The 24,507-nt window shown below is 58.8% G+C and carries 23 protein-coding genes; 5 read left to right on the plus strand and 18 right to left on the minus strand.

Features of this window, described 5'->3' with window-relative positions:
- Positions 1-81 precede the first annotated feature (81 nt).
- From BMI88_RS01565 to BMI88_RS01580, 6 genes are all read right to left on the minus strand, one after another.
- A complete protein-coding gene (locus BMI88_RS01565) occupies positions 82-1,191 on the minus strand; it encodes a glycosyltransferase (RefSeq protein ID WP_168173920.1) in 1,110 nt (369 codons plus the stop codon).
- A 63-nt stretch (positions 1,192-1,254) separates the two neighbouring features.
- Entirely contained in the window at positions 1,255-2,508 is a 1,254-nt protein-coding gene (locus BMI88_RS01570) for an O-antigen ligase family protein (protein WP_078545431.1), read from the minus strand.
- Entirely contained in the window at positions 2,505-3,524 is a 1,020-nt protein-coding gene (locus BMI88_RS19405; protein ID WP_146673445.1) for a glycosyltransferase, read from the minus strand. Before BMI88_RS19405 ends, BMI88_RS01570 begins: the two co-directional genes overlap by 4 nt.
- 262 nt (positions 3,525-3,786) lie before the next feature.
- On the minus strand, positions 3,787-4,656 hold the full coding sequence (locus BMI88_RS19410; protein ID WP_146673446.1) for a hypothetical protein: 870 nt from the start codon (positions 4,654-4,656) through the stop codon (positions 3,787-3,789).
- A gap of 2 nt (positions 4,657-4,658) precedes the next feature.
- The gene (locus BMI88_RS01575) at positions 4,659-5,948 is read right to left on the minus strand and encodes an oligosaccharide flippase family protein (RefSeq protein ID WP_078545433.1); all 1,290 of its coding nucleotides are present in this window, start codon (positions 5,946-5,948) and stop codon (positions 4,659-4,661) included.
- 250 nt (positions 5,949-6,198) lie between these two features.
- Positions 6,199-6,540, minus strand: coding sequence for a MarR family EPS-associated transcriptional regulator (locus BMI88_RS01580; RefSeq protein WP_078545435.1), 342 nt, complete (start codon positions 6,538-6,540; stop codon positions 6,199-6,201).
- A 115-nt stretch (positions 6,541-6,655) separates the two neighbouring features.
- On the opposite strand from BMI88_RS01580, the gene BMI88_RS19415 reads away from it, so the two are divergent.
- A complete protein-coding gene (locus tag BMI88_RS19415) occupies positions 6,656-6,955 on the plus strand; it encodes a hypothetical protein (RefSeq protein WP_146673447.1) in 300 nt (99 codons plus the stop codon).
- On the opposite strand, the gene BMI88_RS01585 is transcribed toward BMI88_RS19415, so the two are convergent.
- Both BMI88_RS01585 and BMI88_RS01590 read right to left on the minus strand, forming a co-directional pair.
- The gene (locus BMI88_RS01585; protein WP_168173921.1) at positions 6,923-7,942 is read right to left on the minus strand and encodes an acyltransferase family protein; all 1,020 of its coding nucleotides are present in this window, start codon (positions 7,940-7,942) and stop codon (positions 6,923-6,925) included. The genes BMI88_RS19415 and BMI88_RS01585 overlap by 33 nt on opposite strands.
- Before the next feature lie 62 nt (positions 7,943-8,004).
- Positions 8,005-8,202 carry a winged helix-turn-helix transcriptional regulator gene (locus BMI88_RS01590; RefSeq protein WP_078545439.1) on the minus strand — a complete coding sequence of 66 codons (198 nt, stop codon included), beginning with the start codon at positions 8,200-8,202 and terminating at the stop codon, positions 8,005-8,007.
- Positions 8,203-8,777: 575 nt separating this feature from the next.
- On the opposite strand from BMI88_RS01590, the gene BMI88_RS01595 reads away from it, so the two are divergent.
- Positions 8,778-9,980 carry a hypothetical protein gene (locus BMI88_RS01595; protein WP_078545442.1) on the plus strand — a complete coding sequence of 401 codons (1,203 nt, stop codon included), beginning with the start codon at positions 8,778-8,780 and terminating at the stop codon, positions 9,978-9,980.
- A 233-nt stretch (positions 9,981-10,213) separates the two neighbouring features.
- Here BMI88_RS01595 and BMI88_RS01600 read toward each other — a convergent pair whose 3' ends face one another.
- The 10 genes from BMI88_RS01600 to BMI88_RS01645 form a co-directional block, all read right to left on the minus strand.
- Entirely contained in the window at positions 10,214-10,969 is a 756-nt protein-coding gene (locus BMI88_RS01600; protein WP_078545444.1) for a glycosyltransferase family 2 protein, read from the minus strand.
- 96 nt (positions 10,970-11,065) lie between these two features.
- Positions 11,066-11,239 carry a hypothetical protein gene (locus BMI88_RS19680; RefSeq protein WP_168173922.1) on the minus strand — a complete coding sequence of 58 codons (174 nt, stop codon included), beginning with the start codon at positions 11,237-11,239 and terminating at the stop codon, positions 11,066-11,068.
- 186 nt (positions 11,240-11,425) lie between these two features.
- A complete protein-coding gene (locus BMI88_RS01610) occupies positions 11,426-12,838 on the minus strand; it encodes an amidase family protein (protein ID WP_078545447.1) in 1,413 nt (470 codons plus the stop codon).
- Positions 12,839-12,923: 85 nt separating this feature from the next.
- Complete coding sequence (locus BMI88_RS01615) at positions 12,924-13,694, minus strand: FCD domain-containing protein (RefSeq protein ID WP_078545449.1); 771 nt, start codon at positions 13,692-13,694, stop codon at positions 12,924-12,926.
- A gap of 72 nt (positions 13,695-13,766) precedes the next feature.
- Positions 13,767-14,471, minus strand: coding sequence for an ABC transporter ATP-binding protein (locus BMI88_RS01620; RefSeq protein ID WP_078545451.1), 705 nt, complete (start codon positions 14,469-14,471; stop codon positions 13,767-13,769).
- Complete coding sequence (locus BMI88_RS01625) at positions 14,468-15,235, minus strand: ABC transporter ATP-binding protein (protein ID WP_078545453.1); 768 nt, start codon at positions 15,233-15,235, stop codon at positions 14,468-14,470. The genes BMI88_RS01620 and BMI88_RS01625 overlap by 4 nt, the downstream gene beginning before the upstream one ends.
- Positions 15,228-16,199: a branched-chain amino acid ABC transporter permease gene (locus tag BMI88_RS01630; protein ID WP_078545455.1), complete on the minus strand. Its 972-nt coding sequence runs from the start codon at positions 16,197-16,199 to the stop codon at positions 15,228-15,230. The genes BMI88_RS01625 and BMI88_RS01630 overlap by 8 nt, the downstream gene beginning before the upstream one ends.
- Positions 16,200-16,202: 3 nt before the next feature.
- Positions 16,203-17,057 carry a branched-chain amino acid ABC transporter permease gene (locus BMI88_RS01635; protein ID WP_246831798.1) on the minus strand — a complete coding sequence of 285 codons (855 nt, stop codon included), beginning with the start codon at positions 17,055-17,057 and terminating at the stop codon, positions 16,203-16,205.
- Between the two features lie 92 nt (positions 17,058-17,149).
- A complete protein-coding gene (locus BMI88_RS01640) occupies positions 17,150-18,304 on the minus strand; it encodes an ABC transporter substrate-binding protein (protein ID WP_246831799.1) in 1,155 nt (384 codons plus the stop codon).
- 558 nt (positions 18,305-18,862) lie between these two features.
- Positions 18,863-19,615 carry a GntR family transcriptional regulator gene (locus BMI88_RS01645; protein ID WP_246831800.1) on the minus strand — a complete coding sequence of 251 codons (753 nt, stop codon included), beginning with the start codon at positions 19,613-19,615 and terminating at the stop codon, positions 18,863-18,865.
- A gap of 62 nt (positions 19,616-19,677) precedes the next feature.
- On the opposite strand from BMI88_RS01645, the gene BMI88_RS01650 reads away from it, so the two are divergent.
- The 3 genes from BMI88_RS01650 to BMI88_RS01660 all read left to right on the plus strand — a co-directional run bounded on the left by BMI88_RS01650 (position 19,678) and on the right by BMI88_RS01660 (position 24,500).
- Positions 19,678-20,793: a sugar ABC transporter substrate-binding protein gene (locus tag BMI88_RS01650; RefSeq protein WP_078545462.1), complete on the plus strand. Its 1,116-nt coding sequence runs from the start codon at positions 19,678-19,680 to the stop codon at positions 20,791-20,793.
- Between the two features lie 75 nt (positions 20,794-20,868).
- Positions 20,869-22,440 (plus strand): sugar ABC transporter ATP-binding protein, encoded by a 1,572-nt coding sequence (locus tag BMI88_RS01655; protein WP_078545464.1) that lies wholly within the window; start codon positions 20,869-20,871, stop codon positions 22,438-22,440.
- Entirely contained in the window at positions 22,437-24,500 is a 2,064-nt protein-coding gene (locus tag BMI88_RS01660; RefSeq protein WP_078545467.1) for an ABC transporter permease, read from the plus strand. Before BMI88_RS01655 ends, BMI88_RS01660 begins: the two co-directional genes overlap by 4 nt.
- Positions 24,501-24,507: the final 7 nt, after the last annotated feature.

The raw sequence follows: 24,507 nt of genomic DNA on the forward strand, positions 1-24,507 counted from the left end.
TGAACATTAAATGTCCGATAACGTAGGCGCGTTATCTGCATTTTAGCAAGCCTGAGTATCGATCTAAGCTGCATCTCTCAATTAACCTTTCAGCATCTTTAAGATTTTCTCTTCAATCAGTTTACGTTGGGCATCGGGAGTGTAGCGTAGTTCAATAGTTTCAATGGCCTTTTTGCTTGATGTGTAAGGAATTTCCTTCTCCAAAAGAAATTCTATCGAATCCACAAGGGAGTCTACGTTGTCGCGCTGAAAAAAAAGTCCCGTTTCGCCGTCAATGATGGCTTCGACTTCCGGCATCTGATGATTAAAGTCGCCGTGAGTTATAACCGGCCTTCCATATCCAAGCGCATGCATTGCAAGAAGGCCAACCTTTCCGGGAGAAATCACCGCGGTGGAGGACATGAATAGTCGAGCTAAATGATGTTCATCATATACTGCTCCTGCAAAGCATACTGAGACGTTCTCTGTCAGGGCCAATTCCTCAAGTTTTTCACGTTCCGGCCCATCGCCAACGACTACAAGATGAGTTGGCCAAGGTAGGCGACGGTTCAGCTTTCCTAAAGCCTTAATCGCGATGTCAATTCTAACCTCAGGAACAAGGCGAGATACGACCAAGAATTGGCCCTCATTCGGAGTGACCGTTTCACAAAGTTGATCGCGAATGTGAGCGTGGAGATCGTAATCCAGAGAGTTATATACAGGTTCGAGCATATTAGATGAAAAACCGAGTTTCAGACCGATAGCTCGCGCTCGATCTCCATAAAGAAAAAGCGCGTTGGAGAGCCGATAGTGCAAATTGCGAATGATGTCTTTCCATCCATCGCTTTCCCGAAGCCAGCCGTGCGTCCACATGAATACTTTCTTGCCTCTGAGTCGCAGCAAAGCTGCTGAAATCCAGTTGGTAAGTATGTACGGATTGCCGAGAAGTATGCACGCATCCACTTTTCCAAACATAGCGGTGAGCAAAAATCCGGGCTGTAGAAAGAATGGGCCAAACCGAAAGGTGCGCAATTCGATATCTTTCTGATTGGCTCTTCCCGGCGCGATTGTCGAGTCAACACCGCGGCCGTCAAAATATATCGTAAAATTGAGACGCTCTGATTTTCGTAGCTGATCAAAAATGGGCGATCTGTAGTGGGGAAAGTGCGTATAAACAACAGCGACCCTAGGAGGACTATTCGGGCGTTTCATTAGATTCCCCATGCATTGATGCGGCTAAAGATGGATTCTGTCCCAGAACTTTTTATTAATCTTTCAAGATATGGTATAGGGCTGAGAGCGGCGCTTGGCTGGTTCAGTGTGCGGAGCGCGACGCTTGCGGCATATCCACCAAAGGGCGCAAACAAGAGACATCGACAACCACATTGTATTGGATTGATAGATAGCACCGGAGAACTGGGCGCCGAAAATATACTGCAAAGAAATCAGGGCGATCCAAGAATCCTTTGCCGAGGTTCGAAGAATCGCCCAGCTCGCGTGAAGTGCAAGAGCTACCATTATAACAAAGGCAATGCCGCCTGTGATGCCGGTGGACATTAAGCTTTCAAGTATCACATTGTGAGGATAAAACTTTGTAATCTCTTCTTGTAAGCTGTTTCCAAAAAAGGGATTCTCCAAGAATTGATGCCAAGCACCAGAAGTGGATATTAGCCGACCGGCGGTCGACATGTCTTTCCCTGACGTTATAACTTCGAATCTGTAAAGAATACCCGTATTATCAAATAAGAGGCTTCGGTTCAGGTATGCTGCGACCAAAGCTCCGATGATGAAAAAGGAAGTTACTGAGAGGAGCCTTTTATGCTGTATTTTTGCCAACAAAAGTAAAGTAAACGCAAGAGTTAACGACACAACGGGGCCGCGTGAGTTAGAAAGAATGAGAAGATATGCTCCCGCCCCGCAAGATGTCACGACGGCGACTTTTTCCAGTCGCGAAGTCTTCGAAAAAATAAAAGATGACACGGAAATTATTATTGTAGTTGCGGCCGCATGCCCAGCCGATATTGGGTTCAGTGATGAAACATTCAGGCGATTGATGTCGATACTTTCGCCTAACGCGTTGACAACCGAATTATGGCCGAATGTAATGAGGAGAAAAGTTGTACAAATTGATATCCAAAGACCTAGGCGGCGAATTGTGACTAGCGCACTGGCGCTAAAGCTGACAGCTGCCGCTAACGCTGGTAAGAAGCACGCGCCGATACTCCAACTCCAAAAGACACCCGCTGAATTATAGAACTGCCGGCCTTCTATCTCGAGGTCGATATAAAGTCGCAATGTGTAAGCAAGCCAAAAGGCGCAGAAAAAAAATATATATAGGCGGTGCGTTGTTTTGAGTCGCGTCAAAATCAGGTATAGCGAAAGCCCAGCGGTAATGGCTCGAATTGCAATTGATGGAGTTGTACTCGAAAATCCAATCGCTGCTGAAATAGCTGCAAGTAGAGGAAAGCCGAACAAGGACCAGGTGCAAACGAAAATAAATGCGGTGGAAGCGATTATCTTAGCGTTCATAAGGCTTGGTCGACCGTGTGATAAAATTCACTTTCCCAATCCTCGAAAGCTAGATTGTGGAAGGTTTCTGCACTTTCAACCGTGGCAACGTTCTCCCTAATTGCATCAAGTGATCTTGTCGGGCTTTCATAATCTAAAGGAACGCACTGAGCCGAAACTTCTTTGGAAACCCTTTCGATGATTGAATGTCTGCGGACTATCGGGGTGCGACGGAATTGAATGGATCGGCCAAAAATTCCAGAAGCTTGATTGTATTCAGGGTGGTAGCAGCACCAAACTAAATCTGACGCCTGATAAATGCCGCTAATCTCCTGGTCAGTTACATATCGGTCAATAACAAGAGATCCAATCCTGTCAGCTTTATCTGCTAAATCGAAATTACTATGAGGAAACTTTCCTGCAATGACCAGGAGCAATTTGTCTGCGGGCCAATCGGGAGAGTTTAATAGATCATTAAGAAGGCGTGTGCCTTTAATTTCAGTTACGCTACCTATAAACGAAAGCACTTTGCGACCAGCAGCTTTGTTTTTTATAATTTCATAAATTTCTTCATTGAGAGGGTCGTTTCGTGATCCGTATTGGTCCCACATTTGAGGATCGATCAGTCCACCAGTGGCGATCGACGCATATTCGGGGGCTACCGAGAATGGAACGATGGTGAAGACTGAAAGCCTTGGTATCATCCTCGCCGTAGCGAACGCTGCCTTTTTGATTCTGTAGCGCAGGCCAGAGGTGTTAAAGCAAGTCTGTGGCCGAAGGAACACTCCAACGGTGCGTCGGCCCAGCGCTGCGCGAAGCATCCCGACCAAGAAGAAGCCGAGATAATCGTCGTCAATAGTCCCAAACAGCAGCCGCTTCGCCCGAGCAAGACGGAGTATATTGCGCCTGCTGACCTTTCCTGTTGAAGCTTCGAGCGTGAACATTCTGGAAAACAAAGTTAGATATTCCCGCCGATGTCCTCCAAAGCTTCGCATATGTACTAGGTGAGCGGCGGCAGCTTTTGAGCCTTGGGTCATTTCAATTTCCTTGGCTTTATAAAGCCAGTTAGTCACGGCGTATGCGGGACGCAGCCGATACTGAGCATTACGTCGAATATTCTTGTCTTTTCGGTGAATATACGTTTGCCTCCCATTCGCAAAAATGTCGGAAGCATGCGCGGCTATCACAGGATAGTTGTCTCTCTGTGCATTGAAGCCTCATTGAATTGTCAGTTCTCGCGGCAAGAGGACAATCAAATTTTTTGGAAGCACGAAGAATTTTTCATAAGAAAATTCGCCTCTAATCAAATCTCCTGCTGAGCTGATCAATATTTATTTTTAGGCGTCCGTCCTCGATGTTGTGTTTTCTGAAACGACGCAAATCAAAAAAGGACCGCACAAGTGCCGAAACCATTTTGCCTTGCTCCATCATTTCCGCATCGTCAATTCTTGACATAAATCGTTGAGCTAGAGCTGATTTTCTGCGCAGCATCAAGATTCTCGATAGTCCTTTCGAGCGATAGTCAAGATGGGGCAGTTGGTCGCGATATATTAGTAATGTTAATATGGACTGATCATGCCGATGATCGACGAATTCGGGATAATTAGGTAAACCAAGTGTATTTGGTGAATCTGAAACGCAACGTGGGTCGGTGCATGCCTTCCCCCAGTCATCCAAGACACGAAAAGCCATCTCGCAGGGTGTCCAAAAACTCCAGCCTGATTGTATTTGCGGCCGGCAGATTACATCATCTCTGTCCATGTTCAGAACCGTAAGGCAATCTCGCTTTGTCCACCGGGCGAGGTTGCCATGTTGGGGCACGGTAGCATTAAGCAGTAACCCTTCCTTCATGGCCCGCTTTGCCAGGAGACCTGGAAACCTATTGAAGCGATAGTAGGGGTTACGTCCCGAGTCGCAGTACACAAGCAAATCACCGGGACTTAACAAGTTGAGACTATTTCGGATTATCTCTGGTTTCCAAGCCCAATAGCCAGCGCCACGCTTTTCAGCTAGCAATGCTGCGTTGGCCGTTTTGAATTCCTTAGAAAGATCATTTGGGCCTAAGGCCTTCGCCTCGTCAAATCCAACGCGTAGTGCGCTTTGGCATAATTCGTCTGCAAGCGGAGTGAAATTCCCTGTTGCATACGTAATAAAAACAACCTTGCCCATTCTCATTCCTCTAGCACGCGCTCGTTCCGATACCGAATGTAAATACCACCGAATATGAGCGCGAAGGCGATTCCAGCGGTTATCGAGATAACACCGCCCAATAGGCTGCCTAAGCTGGCAAGCGCCATCATCAGCGCCACGCTAATGAGTGCCGACTGAATATTTGGTCCTAACCGACCGCTAGCAACGCCGATCGTGAATGCGGGGGCACCGGTCATATTGACAAAGAAGCCTGTAGCGAGGATTGCGACAAAGATCACCAAGCGTGTATCAAGTCGCTCAAGCCAGAGCCAGGAGACCACTGGCGATGCGATGACGACAGTTATTAGGACACCGAGGCCGGCGGTCATGGTCAGCCGAAGCGATCGACGATAGAGCGCTCGCGTGGCCTCGAGATCGCTCACGATTAGACGCGTTGTTGCCGGCACTGCTGCCTGAACGCCTGACACAATGGCATTGCGCGGCAGTGCAACCATTCGCCAAGCAAGCTCGAAAATGCCAAGAGCTTCAAGTCCGCCAAGCCGGCCGACCATGATTTTGGCCAAGGGTTCGAAGATCCCATTTGAGAGGTTGGCGACTTGCGAGGTGACGCTGTAAACGAACATTTCCTTCAATACTGACCACGAGCCGTTGATCGGCAGCGCTCCACCGCTCTCACCTGCGCCGCGACGCAGATAGACAAGGAACAGAACCCATCCTACTCCCAGCATCAACGCGAATTGAGCAAAGTAACCCCAAGCGAGCCCTGCTAGGCCAACTCGTGGCACGAGCGGGACGACAACTGCGAGTTGCGTCACTGTGCCTGCGACGCTGATCCAAGCAGCGACATAGCCACGGTGGATCGACCGTAAACATCCCATTACTAGGCCCGAGATGTTTTCCAGGAAAAAACTGGTGAAAAGAATTGGCAAAAGGGGTAGCGCCGCTGCTTGGGCGGCTGGCTGCTTGGGCAGGATGTGTGATAGGTAGGTTGTGAAGATCGCCCAGCCTGCTAAGGAAAGTGCGAGAAACAGCGCGCTATTCATCGCCAAACCTGAATCAACGTATCGCCGAATGCGCATTGGTTCACTCAAGGGGTCGCATGCCGCTGCATAGCGCACCACCGCATTGGCCATGCCGGCATCACCGAGCCGGATTATGAAGATCCAAGATCGCAACGTCGCCCATAATCCGACAGCCTCTAGCCCTCCGTGTCGGATCACTAGCCTATAGCTTACAAACACCAATACGAGATTGAGGCCGAAGCTGATAACAGTGCTCACGACGTTGCGCCGAAGGTTGAAAGAGTTCATCCTCTGTTACTCCTTGCGGCGTGTCGCTCGCGAGCAAGGCCCCCGGGTTTCGCCAGATCTAGTGCTCCCAACGAGCGGCACGGATTTTTCCAGGCACGGCGTTGGTAGCGCGCAGGGCGACGGTCTTCCCGGTCGGCACTACGCCGCCACTTGATGACAAATGGGACCTGTTGGGGCCAGTTCATAAGACGTGAAACTGCGACTACGCCCAACATCATTTGTGTGTAGCGGTTAGCTTCCAATAATTTCGTCATTTCGGGTCTATCTCGGCTTTGAGCGCGGCGATCTCCTCCTTCAGCGCCTCAAACTCCGCCATCTTTCTTGCCAAAAAGCGCTGCGTAATCGCTGCCTTCTCCGCCACGCCTTTCGGCGTCAGCAAGTAGGCATAGCGTCTCTTGTCTTCTGCCGCCTTGAAGTTCCCGAGCTTCACCAGGCCTTTATCGGTGAGCGCCTTGAGCAAGTAGTTCACGCTCCCGGTGCTGATGCCCACCTCGCGGGCGAGGTCTCGCTGCGACAGTTCCGGATTCTCCTCCAGGAGGCGCAAAATCCGAAAACGGGTGTCTTCATGAAGCTTTTCGCGCTGGCCTGTCATCAGTAATTGCCGTTTCGGTGGGCTGCCGTCTCAACGCTGCCTCGGGGCAGCCTGAAGGGAAGGGCGTTCACAATATGGCGTCGAAAGTCGGGCATCGTTAAAAGGTGAGCGTTAGTTGGTTGCTGCATCTGAAAAAAGTGGGGCAAAATTTTCTGACCCGACCATGAGTAAGCCACTGTTTGAGCGGATTGATACAGAAGAACTTCTGGCGCCACGCTTTGTCAAATTGAGCCTGGCGGCAGTCATCGCTGAAGTAACCGTTCACTTTCGTTTATCATTGTGGAGCCCTCTGGGCACATCGATGTCCTTGGGGCAAGCGAATTTGCGACGCCTGTTCATGTTGAATTATCTGCGCTTCACCGCTTTGCGGCTTGATTTCGCGTCAGATGATTCTTCGGAGATATGGAATGCGTGACAACGCTAGCGCGACCAGAGCTGAAGCCAGAAACACCAAAATAGCTTTAACAGGAATATTGAAAGCCGGAGGAAGTAGCCCCTTCAGAAGGCTTTGGAATAAGTCGAGGAACACAGGGTGTATCAGGTATATTCCAAGAGTTAAGTTGGAAAAGTTCCGTAATTCTTTTTCATGAACGAAATCATTTTTTGCTCGAGCTAAAAGTGCAAAGATACTGAATGACATGGGTATGACCGTGATACTTAAGTAGGAGTAGAAATAGAGGCCGGTGTCCAACCCGTGCCTAACCGCGACAATGTATACGGCCGCTACGGTTGCTGTGACTGACATGCCAAGGATGGTCGCCCATAAAAGTTTCTCTTGAGAATGGAAGCTGCTTTCTGTGTAAATGAGATAGCCACTCAAGAAGTAGGGTAAGTACATCAAAAACCAAGCGCCGAAAAACCCAGGTCCGTTGCCCTGATAATTGTCGATTATCTCACTGAGCGCTGCGATTAGGAAAGTTATGGCCGCAAGTAACCACAGTTCATTGCGCGGGCAGGCCGATATTAAGCGTTTAATAAAGGGAGTGAAAAGGTATAGCGGAGCAATCATATACAGAAACCAAAGGTGAAAGTAGGGAATTCCCGATGCTATCAGCTTCAAATTTTCGTTAAAACTGAAGGCTTTGTCGCCCAGAGTTAACTTTAAGTCTCCATAGACGAGAAAAGCAATTGTCCATACGAGGAGAGGGATGGCAATTCTCTTTAGTCTACGTTGGTAGAAAGCGGATAGGGTGCCCTTGTCTTCCTGCTGTAGGAGTAGCGCTCCGCTCACCATAACGAACACGGGAACACACCATCGACTCGCGGCGTCGTAGATATTCCCCGTCCACCATTCGGTGGTCCCCAGGTCGCTTTGCGTGACATCGAAAGCAGCGACATGCAGAATGACGACGGCAAAAATTGAAATAATGCGGATGAGGTCTATATTTTTTTGATTTTTCACTATTGCTGACCTGTTCCTAGCAAGTCTTTGATCCGCTTTTTTTATGTTTCCCAAGGGTCCGATTACAGCTTGTCTATTTTCCGAGCCCATCCAGTCCCTTTAATGATCTCCACCAGTGCTTTAAGCATATAGTTCGCACTTCCCGTGCTAACCCCGACCGCCTCTGCCAGCTCAAGCTGCGACATTTCCGGGTTTTCCTCGAGAAGCCTCAAAACGCGAAAGCGGATATCTTCCTGGACCTTGCTGCGCTGCCCTGCCATCAGAAGCTCGCATTCTGGCAGGCTACCGCATCAGCGCTGACTCGGGTCAGCCTGAGGGGAGCGGCGTTCATAGTTTGGAGTCGAAAATCCGACATCGTTCAAAGTTGAGCGGTAACAGATCGCTGCACCCGCTAAAAGGGTGTTTATGCAAATCCAGTCATCCGGCAAGGGAGGTCACGGGCGTGTGATCGCAAGCTGCTTGGAGACAGCGGAGATCGGCCACTTTGGCAGCAAGTCTAGGCGAGGGCGCTCCGGATCTCGTATCGAGCGCATCCCATGACGGGTAGACGCTATTGCAAGCGAATTGCCACGGCGTCGTTCCTATGCTGGCGGCGAACGCGAGAGAAATCCTTCGAGTTCGCGCTGCAGGCTCCTTCCAATTTTCGAGATGCCAAAGTTTTCGGATAATCCAATTGACAGCATGATGGTTCGCTGAAATGTTGCCATGCGGAGCGCAAACGGCTCGAGTTTTCGTCGACTTAGACAGCTGACCGACTACCCAAGACGACCATACCACCCTCCATTTCCCGGGTTGGTATAAGCGACGAACGGACCCCTACATATGGAGGCTGGACATGAACGTCCTTCCGATTTCGCACGACATCCTGAATGGCATCAAGCGTCGCATCCTGCGCGGCCAGCGCAAGGATGAAGGCATCAAAAGCGCCCATCTGAGCGAGGCGTTCGCAGCAGGCTTTGGCTACAAATCCAACATCGCGCTGCAATCATCGCTGAAGTTGGACCGCGCCCACGGCTATGCCGTATTTGACAATGACGCCTTTGACGATCGGCTCGAGGAATTGACGGGTCTGGGTCGCGAAGAGATCTACACCGTGCTGCTCGTCACGCCCCTCGATGCGATCATCGAAGAAACCGGTTTCGCCCCAGCTGATCCCGATCCGACCATTGTGCGTGCCGCGGTTTACGGCAATCTTGGCAAGCTTAATGAGGTTTTCGACGGCCTTCGCACGAACGGCATCGAGTCGATCACCTACGCGATCAGTCTGAACGGTCTCGACCACCCGCGCATGACACCCGTCGAAACCATTCTCGCGCCGCGCCGGCCTCTGTATGTCCCCGCGCCCGAGCGGATGGACTACGCCTTTCTCGTCGAACGCGAATTGGGCTCAGTGGCGGGAAAGAGTTCGGAAATCAACAGGCTCGGGCGCGATGCCGTGGACATGTTGAGTGATGAGGGCGCAGTTCATGTGGAGCTGATCTTCTCGATCTTCACCGGCCTGAGCTACCGAGGAGTCATTCCGACCAAGGCAGGCGGCTTCCGGGTCTCGACGATCACCCACAATGCCGAAAGGGTTCTCAAACTTGCCCATGAGAGCATCATGGCCGGACCCTGGGACGATCTCACCTTGCGCAAGTCGCGCACCCTCGAGGCGCTTCCGGCGGAGCTGCGCAAGAAGATCGTGGAGATCTCCGATCGCGCCCGGTTACGCCGCGCCATCGGGCGGGGCTACCTGATCAACATCCCGCGCCGCGGCGCGGCCGGGGCGGAGATCCTGACGCCGACCATCACCCGTTCCTGGGAGCGCCAGGCGCTCACCGAGGCCGATCAGACGGGCTCCGAGATCGCGCCCGAGGTGTTGGCTGCGCTCCATGAGATGGACATGCTCGACCGCGTTCAGGTTGCGGGCACCCCGCTCCCGGACGGCCCTGAAGAGGGCGTGTTCGCGCTCAACCTGCACCCGCAGCGCGCCCTGCGCCACCTGCGCGAGACCCGGCCGGAGCTCTTCGCTCCCGAAGCGAAGCCGGTGAGTGCCTGAAAACAAGTTGTCGGCACGTTAGACGTGCCGACACTACGCTGGTTGAAGTTAGGCGCGAGCGATTGGAGGCGATGTTGAACTTCATTGTCTTTTGAAATCGAAGGGCGGTAGTTTCGTAATAGGGCGCGGCTTCAATTTATGGGTGAAAATGATCGAAGGTTTCGCGGGTCAACGCGGACTGTGTTCCGACAAGCCGATGCGCTCAGAATGCGAGGCAATCTATTCGGGCGCTTTCAGCCCTTCTGCCGCTCGACGAACTGCCCGAGCTTGGAGAAGTTCTTGCTCGCAATGGTCATCACACCGCCCACTTTGTTGCCGCGGATCGCGCGCCAGTCTTCGCCCATCTTCTCGCGGATCCGGGCGAGGTTGCGATTGCTCACGCCGCCCAAACGCATCTTGTAGAGCACTTCGGGGATATAGACCGAGCGACCGGTCGCTTGCGAGAAATAGCGCAGGATGAAGTCGTAATCGGCGGCGATCCGGAAACTCGTGTCGAAGCCGCCCAAGCGCTCATAGACGGAGCGTCGCAGATAGAGGGTCGGATGGGCCGGCATCCAGCCGCGCTTGAGTTTCGCCGCGCTATAGGGACCTGTCGCCCAGTGCCGCACCACCTTAGACGTGTCGGCTTGCGAGACGTAGTCGAGATTAGAGAAGACCGCTTCGACCTGTGGGTCCTCAAAAGCGGCTGCGACGCGGGAAAGCACGTCTTCATGGGCGAGGAAGTCGTCGCTGTGGACGAAGCCCAGAACATCGCCGGAGGCTTTCGCCACGCCCTTGTTGAGAGCATCATAGATCCCCTTGTCGGGCTCGCTGACGAGGGTCATCCGGTCGTGGGCGGCGCGTTCGATCGCGGCGAGCGAGCCGTCCTTCGATTTCCCCTCGATGATAAGGTGCTCAAGCTCGGGATGGGTTTGTCGCCCGACGCTCTCGATAGCCTCGCCGACGGTGGCTTCGGAATTGTAGACGGCGGTAACGACGGTGATCTTCATGAAAATGGTGGCCCGGGAAAAATTTGTTCGATCCTCCTATAGGCGCTCCCCGCGGAGGATGAAACCGGGCCGTGCTTCCGTCACCGCCCGGATAAGCTATCTCCCGCTCGCCGCATAGGCCCAGATCCCGACCCATTCCTTGATCGCGAGATCCAGCGTGTCGAGATGGCCCGCGAGATCCCAGTCGATGTCATCGAGAATCCCATCTGCGCGATAATCGACAGGGTAGGGGACGAGCTCGTCCCATCCGGCCCGCTCAAAGCTCGCCATCGTGCATTCTCGGAGGGCACGAATCTCGCAAAAGATCAGGGCCTGCTCGATCGCATTTCCCATTCGATACGTCATCTCGCTCTGCGGGAATGAGCGACGAGCCGGGCGATGAACCCCTCTTGCCGGTCGATATCCCAAAGAGGCTGCCGTCTGGCCCGGCAGCGCAAAGAGCCATCTATCCCGCGGTTAACATAGCGCGATCTCGACCGGGGCGGAGCGCGCGTCGATCTCTGTCGCGGCGTCGAAGAGCACGTCTTCGCGGAACCGCCCTGCCACCATCTGGATACCCAGCGGCGCGCCTTCGGGCGTGGCCCCAGTGGCCAGCGAAAGCGCCGGCAGCCCGGTGATTGGCAGGCCCACCATCGCGTTCTGTGCTTCCCAGACGCGGCGGAAATCAGCATCGCTCCCCAGGTCGAGATTGTCGGCGAAGGGCAATTCCGAACTCGGCGGCAGCAGCACCAGCGGGTAGCGCTCAAGGAAGAGCGCCCATTCCCGCGCGATTTCGGCCCGGCGGATCAGCGCGCGCGGGATCGCATCGGGGGCGAGGGAGCGGATGAACTCGGCCTGTCCTTCCAGCACGCGAAGCGCACCCGGATCACCCTCGGCTTGCGCCGCCGCAAGCTTGCCGGGATAGTCGTGGCCCAGCCAAAGAGTGACCTGCATCCGCGCGGCCTCGGCGATCGGCGGCAGCGCGTCGAGCTCGTCCACGATCCAGCCAGCGGCGCGAAGCTTCTCGGCGGATTGCAAGAGGGTCTGTTCCAGCGCCGGATCGGTCCGCGCGCCATCGGGCCGCAGGCATAGCGCCGCGCGCCGATCCACCGCAGGTCCGTGCAGCGGCGCGGGCACCGACCAGATGTCGCGCGGATCGGGCTTGGCCATCGCGGTGAAAGCGAGCCGCAGATCCCCGACCGAGCGCGCGAGCGGCCCGGAGGTCGCCATCAACTGTCCGCCGATATCGCGCTCCGCCCCGCTGGAATTATGCGCCGCGATACGCCCGAAGCTCGGCCGTAACCCATGCACGCCGCAGGCATAGGCCGGGTAGCGGACCGAGCCCGCGATATCCGTGCCATGCGCGATCGCTCCGATCCCGGCTGCAACCGCAGCGCCAGCACCGCCCGACGAGCCGCCCGGCGTCAAATCCTTGCGCCGCGGATTGTAAGTGTGGCCATGCAGCAGGTTGTTGGTGAACCAGCGATAGCTGAAAGCGGGCGTGTTGGAGCGCCCGAGGCTGACCGCCCCCGCGCCCAGCAGGTTCGCAACCACCGGGTTGTCGGTCTTCGCGATAAGATCCTTCTGCGAGGTGAGCCCGTTCGTCGTCGCATAGCCGCGCTGGTCCACGATCACCTTGATCGTCACCGGCACCCCGGCCAGCGGCCCCGGATCCTCGCCGCGCGCGATACGGGCATCGACCGCCTCCGCCGCGGCCAGCGTCTCCTCGGGTCGGCATTCGACGACGGCGTTGATCGCGGGATTCACCGCCTCAAGCCGTGAAAGTCCAGCCTGCGCCACCTCGCGGGCACTGACCTGACGCGACCGCACGAGAGCCGCGATTTGCGTGGCGCCCATGGACCAGAGAGCGGGTTCGGCGGTGTCGTTCATTTCGGAAACTCCAGTCTTGAAAAATAGGGCATCGGGGCTGTGCCGAAGCGGCAAGCCATGCGGGAATGCAAACTGCGGGGTTCGGTCAGCGCGACAGCATGCGATCCATGTGGAAGGAGGCGTCGAGCTTGCCCATGAAGGAGGCGGCGCAGGCCATATGCTCGCCCATCAGTCGCGCCGCCGCATCGGCATCGCGCGCCCGGAACGCCGCGAGAAGTTGCCGATGCGCATCGACATTGTGCTCGCCGAAATCCTCGTGCTCGGGCATCGCCTCGGAGCGGTAACTGACCAGATCGCGCAGCATCGAATTGAGGAAGCGGCACATGAAGATCAGCATCACGTTGTCCGAGGCCTCGCACAGAATGTCGTGAAATTCGGTCTCGAGCGCGCGCACCCGCTCGCGGTCCTGCGCGGCGTTGGCCGCATCGCAATTGGCGATGTTCTGCTCCAGTCGCGCCAGATGCTCCTCGGTCAGTCGCGGCGTCACGTTGCGCGCCAGAACCACCTCCAGCGTCTCGCGCAATTCGTAGACCTGCGCGAAATCGAGCTTCTGGAAATGCAGGTAGCGGCGCAGTTGCTGGGTCACGATGTCGATCGAGGCCGCCTGCACCTCGGGTCCGCCATTGGGGCCAGAGACCATGCGCAACAGGCCTTCCACCTCGAGCGCCTTGAGCGCCTCGCGGATCGTCCCTTTCGAGCAGCCGTAATATTCCATTAGGCTGCGTTCGTTGGGCAGCCGATCGCCCGGATGCAGCCCCTCGCGCGAGATGCGTCTGCGGATATCCTCGGTGATCTGGTCCGACAGCTTGATCCGCGACAGTCGACCGCCGCTGGCTCGGGTTTCGTTCTTGTTCATCCGCTCCCTGACCAACGCTCTGCGCCGCGCGAAAGCGCCTGCTGCGTTGTTTCCTTATGTCCGTGAACCGTTTCAGGCCTTCACTCCAAGATAGCGATCTATCGTCTCGGAATCACTGTCGAACTCTGTCGCACTGGCCTCGTGGACGATCCGGCCCATCTCAAGGATGTAGTGACGGTCGGCCAGAGCGCGGCACACGGCGAGGTTTTGCTCGACCAGAAGGATCGGCACGCCCGCGTCGCGGATCAGTCCGATCTGCGAGACGATCTCCTCGACGATGATCGGGGCGAGACCCTCGACCGGCTCGTCGAGCATCAAAACCTTCGGTCCGCCCAGCAAAGCGCGCGCGATGGAAAGCATCTGCTGTTCGCCGCCCGAAAGCTGTCCGCCACCGTTGCGCCGGCGCTCTTCGAGCCTCGGGAAGATCTTGTAGATATCCGCAATGGCCCAGGGCGAGCCGCGTTTGACCGCGATGCGCAGGTTTTCCTCGACGCTCAGCAACTGGAAGATGCCGCGATCCTCGGGCACCAGGGATACGCCAGCTTTGGCGATCCGATGCGCGGGCTGGCCGGTGACGTCACGCCCGGCCAGCTCCACCCGGCCCGAGCGTGGCGTGACCGCACCGACAGCGGTTTTCAATGTCGTGCTTTTGCCTGCGCCGTTGCGGCCCAGAAGCGTGACGATTTCGCCCTCTCCCAGTTCCAGAGAGACGCCCTGAAGAATGTGGCTCTTGCCGTAATAGCTGTGCAGATCCGTCAGTCGAAGCGCCGCCGTCATGCGATGTCTCCCGTGATCATGTTGCCCAGATAGGCCGCTTTGACCTCTGCATTGTCGCGCACCTCGGCGGGCGGGCCTTCGACCAGCTTGCGGCCCAGACGCATCACCGTGATCGTGTCCGAGATGTTCATCACGATGCCCATGTTATGCTCGATGAACAGAACGGTGTGATCGCGGCCGAGATCGCGGATCAGCGTTTTCATCCCCTCGATATCGTCGATCCCCATCCCGGAAGTCGGCTCGTCGAGCAGGATCACGCGCGGGCGCGCCGCGATCGCCATGCCCACCTCGAGGCGGCGCTGCTGACCATGCGACAGCTCGCCCGCCGCGCGGGTCGCGACATGGCTGAGCGAAAGCCGCTCGATCACCGCGTCGGCCGTCTCGAGCACGCTCTTGCTGGCCTCCGCGCTGCGCCACGGGATCAGCGCCTGCCACGGCGTGCGCCCTTGCGCGGCCAACCGCAGGTTCTCGCGCAGGCTCAGTTCCGGAAAGAGGCTCGTGACCTGAAACGAGCGGGCGATGCCAAGGCGCACCCGGTCATCGTCAGAGGCGCGCGTCACATCACGGCCCTCCAGCTCGATCCGGCCACTGCTGGCATCAACCGTGCCGGTGAGTGCGTGGAACATCGTCGTCTTGCCCGCGCCGTTCGGCCCGATGATCGAATGGACCGAGTTCCGCTTCACGCTCAGATCGACGTCGCTCAGCGCATCGAAGGTGCCGTAGCGGACGCCGAGCCCGTGGGTTTGCAAGGCAATATCAGACATCGCCAGCCTCCTTCTGCGTCACCTTGCGGCGTTCGACCAGCGCGTCCCAGCTACGCTCGACCAACCCCCACAGCCCGCGCTGGAAGAACAGCGCGACGGTGACCAACACAAGACCCAGCAGCAGCAGCCAGCGCGGCCAGATCACCGAGAGCGTATCGGCCAGCAGCAGGTAGAACCCGGCTCCCATGACTGAACCGAACAGGCTGGTGGAGCCGCCGATAATCGTCATCACGAGGATCATCTCGCTGGTGTGGTAGTTGATGCTCTCGAGCGGTGCGACGCCGATCAGCAGCGCATGCAGCGCGCCGCCAAGGGCGGTGATCGCGCCCGAGATCGCGAAAGCCTCAATCTTGAAGAGCCGCACCGGGAAACCGATCGCCGCGGCGCGCCCCTCGTTCTCGCGGATCGCGAGCAGCGTGCGCCCGAAGGTCGAACGCGTGACCATCAGCAGTAGCCCGAAGATCACGAGGAAGAACACCGCGACGAAGGTGTAATAGGCCCAAGGCTCGTCAAGCACCTGCCCCATGATCTGCGGGCGCGGCACGCCGAGTAGGCCGTTATCGCCGCCGGTGATGTCGCTGAACGTGTAGGCGAGAAAGTAGAACATCTGCGCGAAAGCCAGCGTTAGCATCACGAAATAGACGCCCTGACGGCGGATCGTGAACCAGCCGACGGCGGTCGCAACCAGCCCGCCCAGCACCACCGCGCCCAGTAGCACGAGCGGGATCGGAACGCCCCAGCGCGTCGTCAGAACCCCCGCGACATAGGTGCCGAGCCCGAAGAATATGCCCTGCCCGAAAGACAGAAGTCCAGTATAGCCCAGAAGAAGGTTACAGGCGGCAACGACCATCGCGTAGATCAGGATCTCTGTCGCGAGGATGCCCGAACTGAGCACGAATGGCAGGATCAGCACGGTCGCGAGCGCGAGGCAGATCTGCACCTTGGCAGTATCGAGGACATGCATCGCTCAGACCCTCCCCAACAGACCGCGTGGGCGGATCGCGATCACCGCCGCCATCGCGATATAGATGAAGAGCTGTGCGCCCTGTGGCCAGATCGTCGTCATCAGGCTCTGGATGATACCGATCAGCAACCCCGCCACCAACGCGCCGGTATAGCTGCCCATGCCGCCGATCACGACGACGACGAAGGCGACCGAGAGCGCCTCGGCGCCCATGAAGGGTTCGACGCCGCGGATCGGCGCGGCAAGCGCTCCGGCAAGGCCGGCCAGCCCGGCGCCGAAGGCGAAAACGGCGGTGTTGATGCGCATCGTGTTGTAGCCGAGGAGCGCCATGTTCGACGCCGACTCAGAGCCCGCGCGCACAATTGCCCCCAGCCGCGTGCCCTCCAGCAGCCACCACAGCCCCGCGGCCATCACCGCCGTCACGATGATCGTGAACAGTCGGTATTGCGGGTAGATGAAGTTGCCCAGCATCACGACGCCGCCCAGCCCGTCAGGCGTGGGGACGGAGCCGCCGATCGGCCCCCAGATGATGATCGCGAGCTCCTGGAAGACCAACGCGATGCCCACCGTCACGAGGATGTGGAACGTGTGCGGCAGCTTATAGATCCGGTGCAGCAGCAGCGCTTCGATCGCGCCAGCGACGATCGCCACGATCAGTGTCGCCACTGGTAGCGCGATCCAGAAGCTCACGCCCCGCTCGACGAGATCATAGGTCAGATAGGCGCCCAGCAGATAGAAGGCGCCATGGGCGAAATTCACGAATTGCAGCAGGCCGAAGATGATGCTCAGCCCGGCGGCGAGCAGGAAATATAGCATTCCCAGCCCGATGCCGTTGAGGATCTGGAATAGGTAGATCACGGGCACACGCTCCCAGTAAGGCAGTAGAGGGGATCCGCCGGGAGACGGGGGGAGCTCCCGGCGGATCGGCATGGCTACGGTCTGTCGGCTGGTCAGGCCGGCAACTTGCAGCCCGCAGCTTCCGGATCGAGGAAGGACTGGCCGGAATTGATGATCTCGGCGTAGTCGTCCTTGTCCTGCATATCCGCTTTCGCCTTGCCCTTCAGGAGGTAGTAGTTCTTGATCACCTGATGATCGGCGGCGCGGATTTCTTCCGGCCCGGTCAGGCCGTCGTATTTCCGACCTTCGAGCGCCTTGGCCACCTCTGCGCCCTCGGTGCTGCCAGCCTCGGCGGCAGCTTCGAGCAGAAGTTTCGAGATGATGTAGGAGCCCGCCAGCGAATAGTTCGGGTTGTAGCCGTATTTCTCCTGCACGGCTTTCACGAGCGCCTTGTTCGCGGGCGTGTCCGCCTGATGCCAATATTGCGCGCCGAAATAGACGCCCTCGCAGGTATCCGCGCCCAGCTCCTCGAACTGCTCGAGACCCGACGCCCATGCGATGACGATGGTCATACGCTGCTTCATCCCGAAGGAGATTGCCTGACGCAACGTGGCCGAGGATTGCGAGCCGAAGTTCAGCAGCAGAAGAACGTCGGGCTGCGCGGCCATCGCGTTGGTCAGGTAGCCCGAGAATTCCCGTTCGCTCAGCGAATGGTAGCTGTTGCCGACATGCTCGATGCCCTTTTCCTCGAATACGTCCTTGGCGGCGCTCAGAAGCCCTTCGCCGAAGACATATTGCGGGGTGATCGTATACCATTTCTTTGCATCGGGCAGCATGTCGATCAGCGGGCGAACGGTCTCATTGATCGCGCCATAGGTCGGCACCGACCAGCGGAAGGTCGCGCTGTTGCAGTCCTTGCCGGTGATCTCGTCAGCACCCGCGGTGGTCATGAAGACGCCACCCGCGCGCTCGGCTTCCTTGCCCATCGCCAGCGAGACTGAGGACAGGATGCCGCCGGCGAATAGCTTCGCGCCGTTCTGCTCGGCCGAGTCCTGCACCTTGCGCACGGCGGTCGCGGGCTTGCCCTCGGTGTCGAGATCGAGCGTGTTCACCTCGATGCCCTTCGCCGCAGCGACCTCTTCAGCCGCCAGCTTCGCTCCGATCACGGCGTATTTGCCATTGGCCGCGAATGCGCCTGAGATCGGCACCGGCACGGCGAGCGTGATGGCTTGGCCTTGCGCCAGAACCTGTCCCGACAGCCCGGGCATCGCGAGGGCTCCTGAGGCGAGAGCGGAAGTCGCCAGAAACTTGCGTCTTGTGATCATGGTCTTTCCCTGTCGTGATTTTTTGTATTTCTCATGTTGATCATATCTATACGCATAGATTCAATCACAAACGCGTGAGTCGGCCCGCGATGCGTCAGTCGCAAGTTTTTTCATCAACGCAATAAGGGAATGCGGACGAAAAGACCGAAGCGGAAAGGAGGCCGGTGGACGTCTGCCTGTCCGAGTGTTCGGTGGTCTAAAGGCTGGCGGCGCGTGACGGCCCGTTACGATAGGCGCCCAACGATATTCGTCCCAGCGAGAGCACGCGCCGAGACAGTCCGGTTCTGGTGGTGAGGTCTCAGTCTCGGTGAAAGTGGCTGAGGGTGAGACCATAACCACGGTGCGGACGCGATAAAGACGCGCGTTTCCATGCGACCCTTTGCGGCGCTGCCGCCCTGGCTCGCAACCCAACCGTTCGAGAAAGCTACCCATAGTCTGTCATATAGGTAGTTTTTCCAGGTCGGCTTTGCTGGCTCTCTCCAGCATCGCCGGCCAACCCGTTCACCCGCGCTCGGCTTCGCTCTCCTTGAGGCTGGCGAGGATGACCTCGTAGGCGCTGTCGATATCCTCGCGCAGGGCTGCGATGGCCGCCGCACTGTCGCCGTCACGGATCGCTTCGAACAGCCTGCGGTGCTGCTTGTTGGAAACGCGGTAGTGGCCATGACGTTGCAGCAGGTGGAACTGCGGATTTATCCGCAGCCAGATATTGCCGATGATCTCAAGGAGCAGCGGGGAACCTGCTTGTCGATAAATGGTGAAGTGGAAGTCGTAATTCGCGTGAATGAATTCGCGCACCTGGCCCGCGGCTTCCGCAGCTTCCATCGCGCAGAGGACTTTTTCCAGCTGTGCGATGAACTCGGGGTCGCGGTGCTCGACCGCCCAGGCCACCGCGGTGGTCTCGATCTCCGAGCGGACTTTGCGCAGGTCGGCGAGTTCCTCTGCCCCAAGCCGCGGCACCCCAATGGATCGTCCCGACACGATGGTCAGCGCCCCGAGGGCCATAAGCCGGGAAATTGCTTCGCGCACCGGCATTGGGCTTACGTCGAGCGCCTTGGCGATGCTGGCGACAGTGATCGACTCGCCGGGTGCGATCTCGCCCTGCAGAATCAGATCGCAAAGCCGCTGATGCACCAGCGTCTGCAGGGTTTCGCGCTTCAGCGGCGTGACGCTTTCGAACATGGTCAGACCTTTCATTTCACGGCTTAAACTACGCCGGCTCGAAAAAGAATAAAACACGTTTTGACTTTTGATCAAAGATATCGGATCGTGAAGCCCGTGAGGCGACCGGGGAGAGTCGCCGGACATGGGAGGAAGAAATGATCAAACGCTATATCGCGGGCGCCGCCTGCGCCCTTGGTCTCGTGGCTGGAGCCGCCCAGGCGCAGAGCGACGGGCCTTACAAAGTCTATCTTTCGATGAGCTATATCGGGAACGATTGGCAGGCCGAGGCCTCGAACATGGTCAAGGCGCTCGCGGCCTCAAAGGACTATGCCGACAAGGTGGATCTCGAGGTCCAGGTCGCCGGGCCGAACGCCCAGCGCCAGATTCAGCAGATTAACGCGATGGTGCAGGCCGGTGCGGACGCGATCGTCGTCTACCCGATCTCGCCCACCGCGCTGAACAGCGTGGTCAAGAGCGCCTGCTCGCGTGGTGTGACGGTCATCGCCTATGATGCCGAGATCACGGAGCCCTGCGCCTATAACGTGACGATCGACCAAGAGGAGGCCGGTCGAAAGACGGCGGAATGGCTGGTCGACAAGATGGGCGGCAAGGGCGATGTCGTGATGGTGACAGGTGTGCCCGGCACGTCCGTGGATACCGCCCGGACCAAGGCGGCCAAAGAAGTCTTCGCCCAGCATGACGGCATCAATATCGTCGGCGAGGCCGTGGGCATGTGGAGCCAGGCGGTGGCCCGGACTGAACTCAACAAGCTGATGGCCACCCGCGACTGGTCCGATATTAACGGGCTCTGGATGCAGGTTGGCTGCTACACGGCGGATTCCATGCAACTCGAAGCGGGACGCGATCCTTCCGAACTGCTGCCCTGTGCAGGTGAGGGATCGAATGGCGGTCGCATCCAGATGCTTCCGGCAGATACAGCGGTCGAAGGGGCGAGCAAGCCCTATGCGCCGATGGGCGCGCCCCGGATTTCCTACGCCTCGCCGCCCTATTCCGGCGCGCTGGCCCTGAAGCTCGCGGTCGATAAACTCGAAGGGCAGGATATCCCGAAGCATACCACCTTGCCGCTGCCCCTGGTCACCAACGACACCGTGCAGCTTTGCGAGACGGGCAGCTGGGATGAGCAGAAGGCGGGGTGCAACGTGTTCCAGCCCTCGATGGTGTCGAACCCCGGCTGGTTCGCCTCGATCTTCTCGGAAGATCTGCCGCAGCTTGGCTTGAACGCCGCGCTCGTCGGCCAGCCCGAGAACTGAGGTCACACGCCCGGCGGCGGGGGCTTCCGCCGCCGGGCGCAGACCGCACCATACATACGCATTCCGGAGAATTGCATGTCACGCATCGCCGATTCAGCGCCTGCGGTGGAAGTTCACGACTTATCGAAGGCCTACGGTCCCACCGTCGCCAATGACAAGGTCAGCTTCTCCGTCGCTCGCGGCCGCGTCCACGCCCTGCTCGGCGAAAACGGCGCCGGCAAGTCGACCACCATGAAACTGCTCTCGGGGCTCGTGCGGCCAGATTCTGGCACGATCCGAATAGGCGGCCGCGACGTTAGTTTGCGCAATGCGCGCGATGCCCATGCCGCGGGGATCCAGACCGCCTTTCAGGAGCTGACGCTGGTGCCGGACCTGAGCGTGCTCGACAACATGCTGCTGGGCCGGTCGCGCCGGACGATCATCGGCACGCTGGACCGCAGCCGTGCGCGGCGCGAGGTGATCGCACATTTCGAAGCGCTGGGCCTCGAAGTCGATCTCGATGCGTTGGCTGAGGAGCTGACCCTGGCTGTGCGCCAGAAGATCGAGATCGCCCGCGCTCTCTATCGCCAGCCCGAAATCCTTTTGCTCGACGAGCCGACATCGGCTCTCTCTGGTAGCGATGTCGACTGGCTCGGCCGGATCATCGCGGACGCGGCCGCGCAGGGAATTACCGTGCTGTTCATCTCGCACCGCTTGCCCGAGGTCCGCGCCTTCTGCGACACGCTCACCATCTTGCGCAACGGACGGTCGGTGACCTCGGCGAAGGTCGCGGATGTCAGCGATGCCGAAGTGGTCGAGATGATCGTGGGCCGCTCGGTCGAGAATGCCTTCCCGCCGCGCCGCGCCCCGAAGGAGATCGCGGGGCAGGTTCCGGTTCTCGCCACTCGCGCGCTGTCGGCGGGGCCGAAGCTGCGCCAGGCCGAAATTTCTCTACATAAAGGAGAAATCCTCGGGATTGCCGGGCTGCAAGGCATGGGGCAGGAGGCGCTGTTCTCCGCCCTTTTCGGACAGGAGCGGTTGCGCGCAGGCCATATCGAGCTGGACGGGACGCCCCTCCATCTGCGCGCCCCGGCCGACGCGCTGCATCCGTCGGTCGCGATCGGGCTCGTGCCCGAGGAACGCAAGACGCAAGGTTTGTTCCTGGAACTCAGCGGGCGGCAGAATGCCAGCCTGCCCGTGCTCTCGCGGTTCCACCGGGGGCCGGTCCTCGATGACGGGGCGGAGGCGCGTGCCGCTGCGGGGGCTTTCGCCGCCGTCGAGGTGGACGAGCGCGCGCATTACCTGCCCGCGGGTGCGTTCTCGGGCGGCAATCAACAGAAGATCGTGCTGGCCAAGTGGCTCGTGGCGCAAAGTCGGATTCTGCTCCTCTTCGATCCGACGCGCGGCATCGATGTCGGGACGAAAGAGCAGATCTATGCGCTGCTGCGCGCCTATACGGATGCAGGCGGATCGGTCCTGCTCCATTCGACCGAAATCCCTGAGCTCGTGTATCTGTGCGACCGTGTCGGCGTGCTCTACGAGGGTCGGCTGTCGTGTTGGCTCGAGGGTGAAGAATTGAGCGAGAACGCGATCATGCAGGCCACGCTCGGCGGGAACGCACCGCTGAAGGGAGACACGACACATCCGAAACAGGAGGTCCGGGCATGAGTGACCAAAGCCTATCATCCGGGGCCGCGCCGCGGCGCAAGTCCTCCAACTGGCTACGCAGCCTGCGTCACGGACAGGCCGTGATCGTCGCGGCGCTGGTGCTGGCGGGCCTCATGGCGTTGAACGCGGGGCTGAGCCCCTATCCGCTGAGCTATTTCGACATCTCATTTCTCGCAAGCGGCGGGGCGACCTCCGCGATCGCGGCTGCAGGGCAAACACTGGTTATCCTGTCGGGCGGGTTCGACCTGTCGGCAGGGGCGGTGGTCTCGCTGGTCAACGCGGTGCTTGCGACCTCGATGGATCCGGCGAACATTCAGGCCTCCGTGCCGCTCTGGACCGCGATCGGGATCGGTATCGGCATGGCCGTGGGCGCGGTGAACGGCTTTTTCGTGGCCGTGGTGCGCCTGCAGCCCATCGTGGTCACCTTGGCGGTGATGTTCATCGTGCAGGGGCTGACGCTCATTGTGATGGCGATGCCGGGCGGCTTCGTCGCGCCTTCGCTCGCATCTGTCTATCTTGGTGACACGATCCCTGGTCTTCTCCCCGCACCGATCACGCTGATGCTCGTGCTGGTGGCGCTGTGGCTCTGGCTCAAGCGCACGGGCTACGGGATCACGCTTTATGCAGTAGGCAGCGATGCCGAGGCTGCTCGCGCGACGGGGCTTCACGCGCGCACCGTTACCTTCGCGACCTACGTGCTCGCAGGTGGGCTTTACGGGCTTGCGGGGGTTTTCGTGAGCGCCCAGACCGGCAGCGGCGACCCGCTGGTGGGGAACTCGCTGCTGCTGCCGACCTTCGCGGCTGTGGTGATCGGCGGCACCCGTCTTGGCGGTGGCAAAGGCGGCGTGCTGGGCACGATCCTCGGGGCCTATATCCTGATGATCGTGGTGAACCTTCTGCTGTCGCTCAACGTCTCGGCTTACTATTCGACCATCGCGGAAAGCGCAGTGCTCCTGATCGCGGTGCTTGCGGGCTCATTGCGCCGTGACAGCACGCTCTCGCAACGCCTGCGCGAAGTCACCGATGCGATCGGCGCCCGGCGGCGCGGATGGCTCGTAGGCCAGCGCTCGGGCGAGGATCACAGGCTTGCTTTCACCCGACCGGCAGAGACCGCCCCCGCGCAAAGCTTCCTGCAACGTCACGGCCATACGCTGCGCCACGTTCTGCCGGCCTGGATCTGCCTCGTGGTGGTCCTGATCGCGACGCAGCTGGTGCTGGGCAATGTCTTCAGCGGCTGGCGCTACTGGGACTCGCTCCTCGTGCTCTCGAGCTTCCTCGCGATCCTCGCTTTGGGGCAGGGCGCGGTGATCCTGACCGGGGGGCTGGACCTGTCGCTGCCCTGGAGCATCGCGCTGTCGGGCGTGATGCTGACCGGGCTCGTTGGCGGGCAAGACATGGGGTTGCTCACCGCGCTGCCGGTCGTCTTCGCGGTGGCTGCGCTGATCGGGCTCGCGAACGGGCTGGGCGTCGTGGCGCTGGGCCTGTCGCCGATCGTCGTGACGCTCGCGATGAACGGCATTCTTCAGGGCGCGGCATTGATCTGGTCGGGCGGCACGCCGGCGGGGTTCGCCCCGCCCTCGTTGCGTTGGTTGATGACCGGCAAGCTGATGGGGGTGACTCCGGTGATCATCTTCATGGCCGCCTTCGTCGCTCTCGCGATCATCCTCTTGGGACGCACCGCGTTCGGGCGCCGGGTCTATGCGGTCGGCAACAGCGAACTTGCTGCGCGCCTCTCGGGGGTGCGCACAGGACGGGTCATCATCTCTGTCTACATCCTCTCGGCGCTCTGCGCGGCGCTGGTCGGCGTTCTGCTGGCGGGCTTTTCCGGACAGGCGAGCCTCGGGATGGGGGATGACTACCTTCTGCCCTCGATCGCGGTCGTCGTCGTGGGTGGGGCGCTGATCACCGGTGGGCGCGGGCATTACGCGGGCATGCTGGGCGGCGCACTGCTGCTGACCGCGATGCAGACCCTGCTTGCCGGCACCGCGTTGCCCTTCGCATTCCGCTCAGTGTTCTTCGGGCTCGTCATCCTGATGGCCGTGATCGCATTGCGCAAATAACCAAGGA

It is taken from the genome of Thioclava sp. F36-6 (genome assembly GCF_002020305.1).
Classification (GTDB): Bacteria; Pseudomonadota; Alphaproteobacteria; order Rhodobacterales; family Rhodobacteraceae; genus Thioclava; species Thioclava sediminum.

Excerpts from the sequence above, each read along its gene's own strand:
- BMI88_RS01565 (WP_168173920.1), bottom strand. The coding sequence starts at position 1,191 with ATGAAACGCCCGAATAGTCCTCCTAGGGTCGCTGTTGTTTATACGCAC.
- BMI88_RS01570 (WP_078545431.1), bottom strand. The coding sequence starts at position 2,508 with ATGAACGCTAAGATAATCGCTTCCACCGCATTTATTTTCGTTTGCACC.
- BMI88_RS19405 (WP_146673445.1), bottom strand. The coding sequence starts at position 3,524 with ATGACCCAAGGCTCAAAAGCTGCCGCCGCTCACCTAGTACATATGCGA.
- BMI88_RS19410 (WP_146673446.1), bottom strand. The coding sequence starts at position 4,656 with ATGGGCAAGGTTGTTTTTATTACGTATGCAACAGGGAATTTCACTCCG.
- BMI88_RS01575 (WP_078545433.1), bottom strand. The coding sequence starts at position 5,948 with ATGAACTCTTTCAACCTTCGGCGCAACGTCGTGAGCACTGTTATCAGC.
- BMI88_RS01580 (WP_078545435.1), bottom strand. The coding sequence starts at position 6,540 with ATGACAGGCCAGCGCGAAAAGCTTCATGAAGACACCCGTTTTCGGATT.
- BMI88_RS01590 (WP_078545439.1), bottom strand. The coding sequence starts at position 8,202 with ATGGCAGGGCAGCGCAGCAAGGTCCAGGAAGATATCCGCTTTCGCGTT.
- BMI88_RS01595 (WP_078545442.1), top strand. The coding sequence starts at position 8,778 with ATGAACGTCCTTCCGATTTCGCACGACATCCTGAATGGCATCAAGCGT.
- BMI88_RS01600 (WP_078545444.1), bottom strand. The coding sequence starts at position 10,969 with ATGAAGATCACCGTCGTTACCGCCGTCTACAATTCCGAAGCCACCGTC.
- BMI88_RS19680 (WP_168173922.1), bottom strand. The coding sequence starts at position 11,239 with ATGGCGAGCTTTGAGCGGGCCGGATGGGACGAGCTCGTCCCCTACCCT.
- BMI88_RS01610 (WP_078545447.1), bottom strand. The coding sequence starts at position 12,838 with ATGAACGACACCGCCGAACCCGCTCTCTGGTCCATGGGCGCCACGCAA.
- BMI88_RS01615 (WP_078545449.1), bottom strand. The coding sequence starts at position 13,694 with ATGAACAAGAACGAAACCCGAGCCAGCGGCGGTCGACTGTCGCGGATC.
- BMI88_RS01620 (WP_078545451.1), bottom strand. The coding sequence starts at position 14,471 with ATGACGGCGGCGCTTCGACTGACGGATCTGCACAGCTATTACGGCAAG.
- BMI88_RS01625 (WP_078545453.1), bottom strand. The coding sequence starts at position 15,235 with ATGTCTGATATTGCCTTGCAAACCCACGGGCTCGGCGTCCGCTACGGC.
- BMI88_RS01630 (WP_078545455.1), bottom strand. The coding sequence starts at position 16,199 with ATGCATGTCCTCGATACTGCCAAGGTGCAGATCTGCCTCGCGCTCGCG.
- BMI88_RS01640 (WP_246831799.1), bottom strand. The coding sequence starts at position 18,304 with ATGCCCGGGCTGTCGGGACAGGTTCTGGCGCAAGGCCAAGCCATCACG.
- BMI88_RS01650 (WP_078545462.1), top strand. The coding sequence starts at position 19,678 with ATGATCAAACGCTATATCGCGGGCGCCGCCTGCGCCCTTGGTCTCGTG.
- BMI88_RS01655 (WP_078545464.1), top strand. The coding sequence starts at position 20,869 with ATGTCACGCATCGCCGATTCAGCGCCTGCGGTGGAAGTTCACGACTTA.
- BMI88_RS01660 (WP_078545467.1), top strand. The coding sequence starts at position 22,437 with ATGAGTGACCAAAGCCTATCATCCGGGGCCGCGCCGCGGCGCAAGTCC.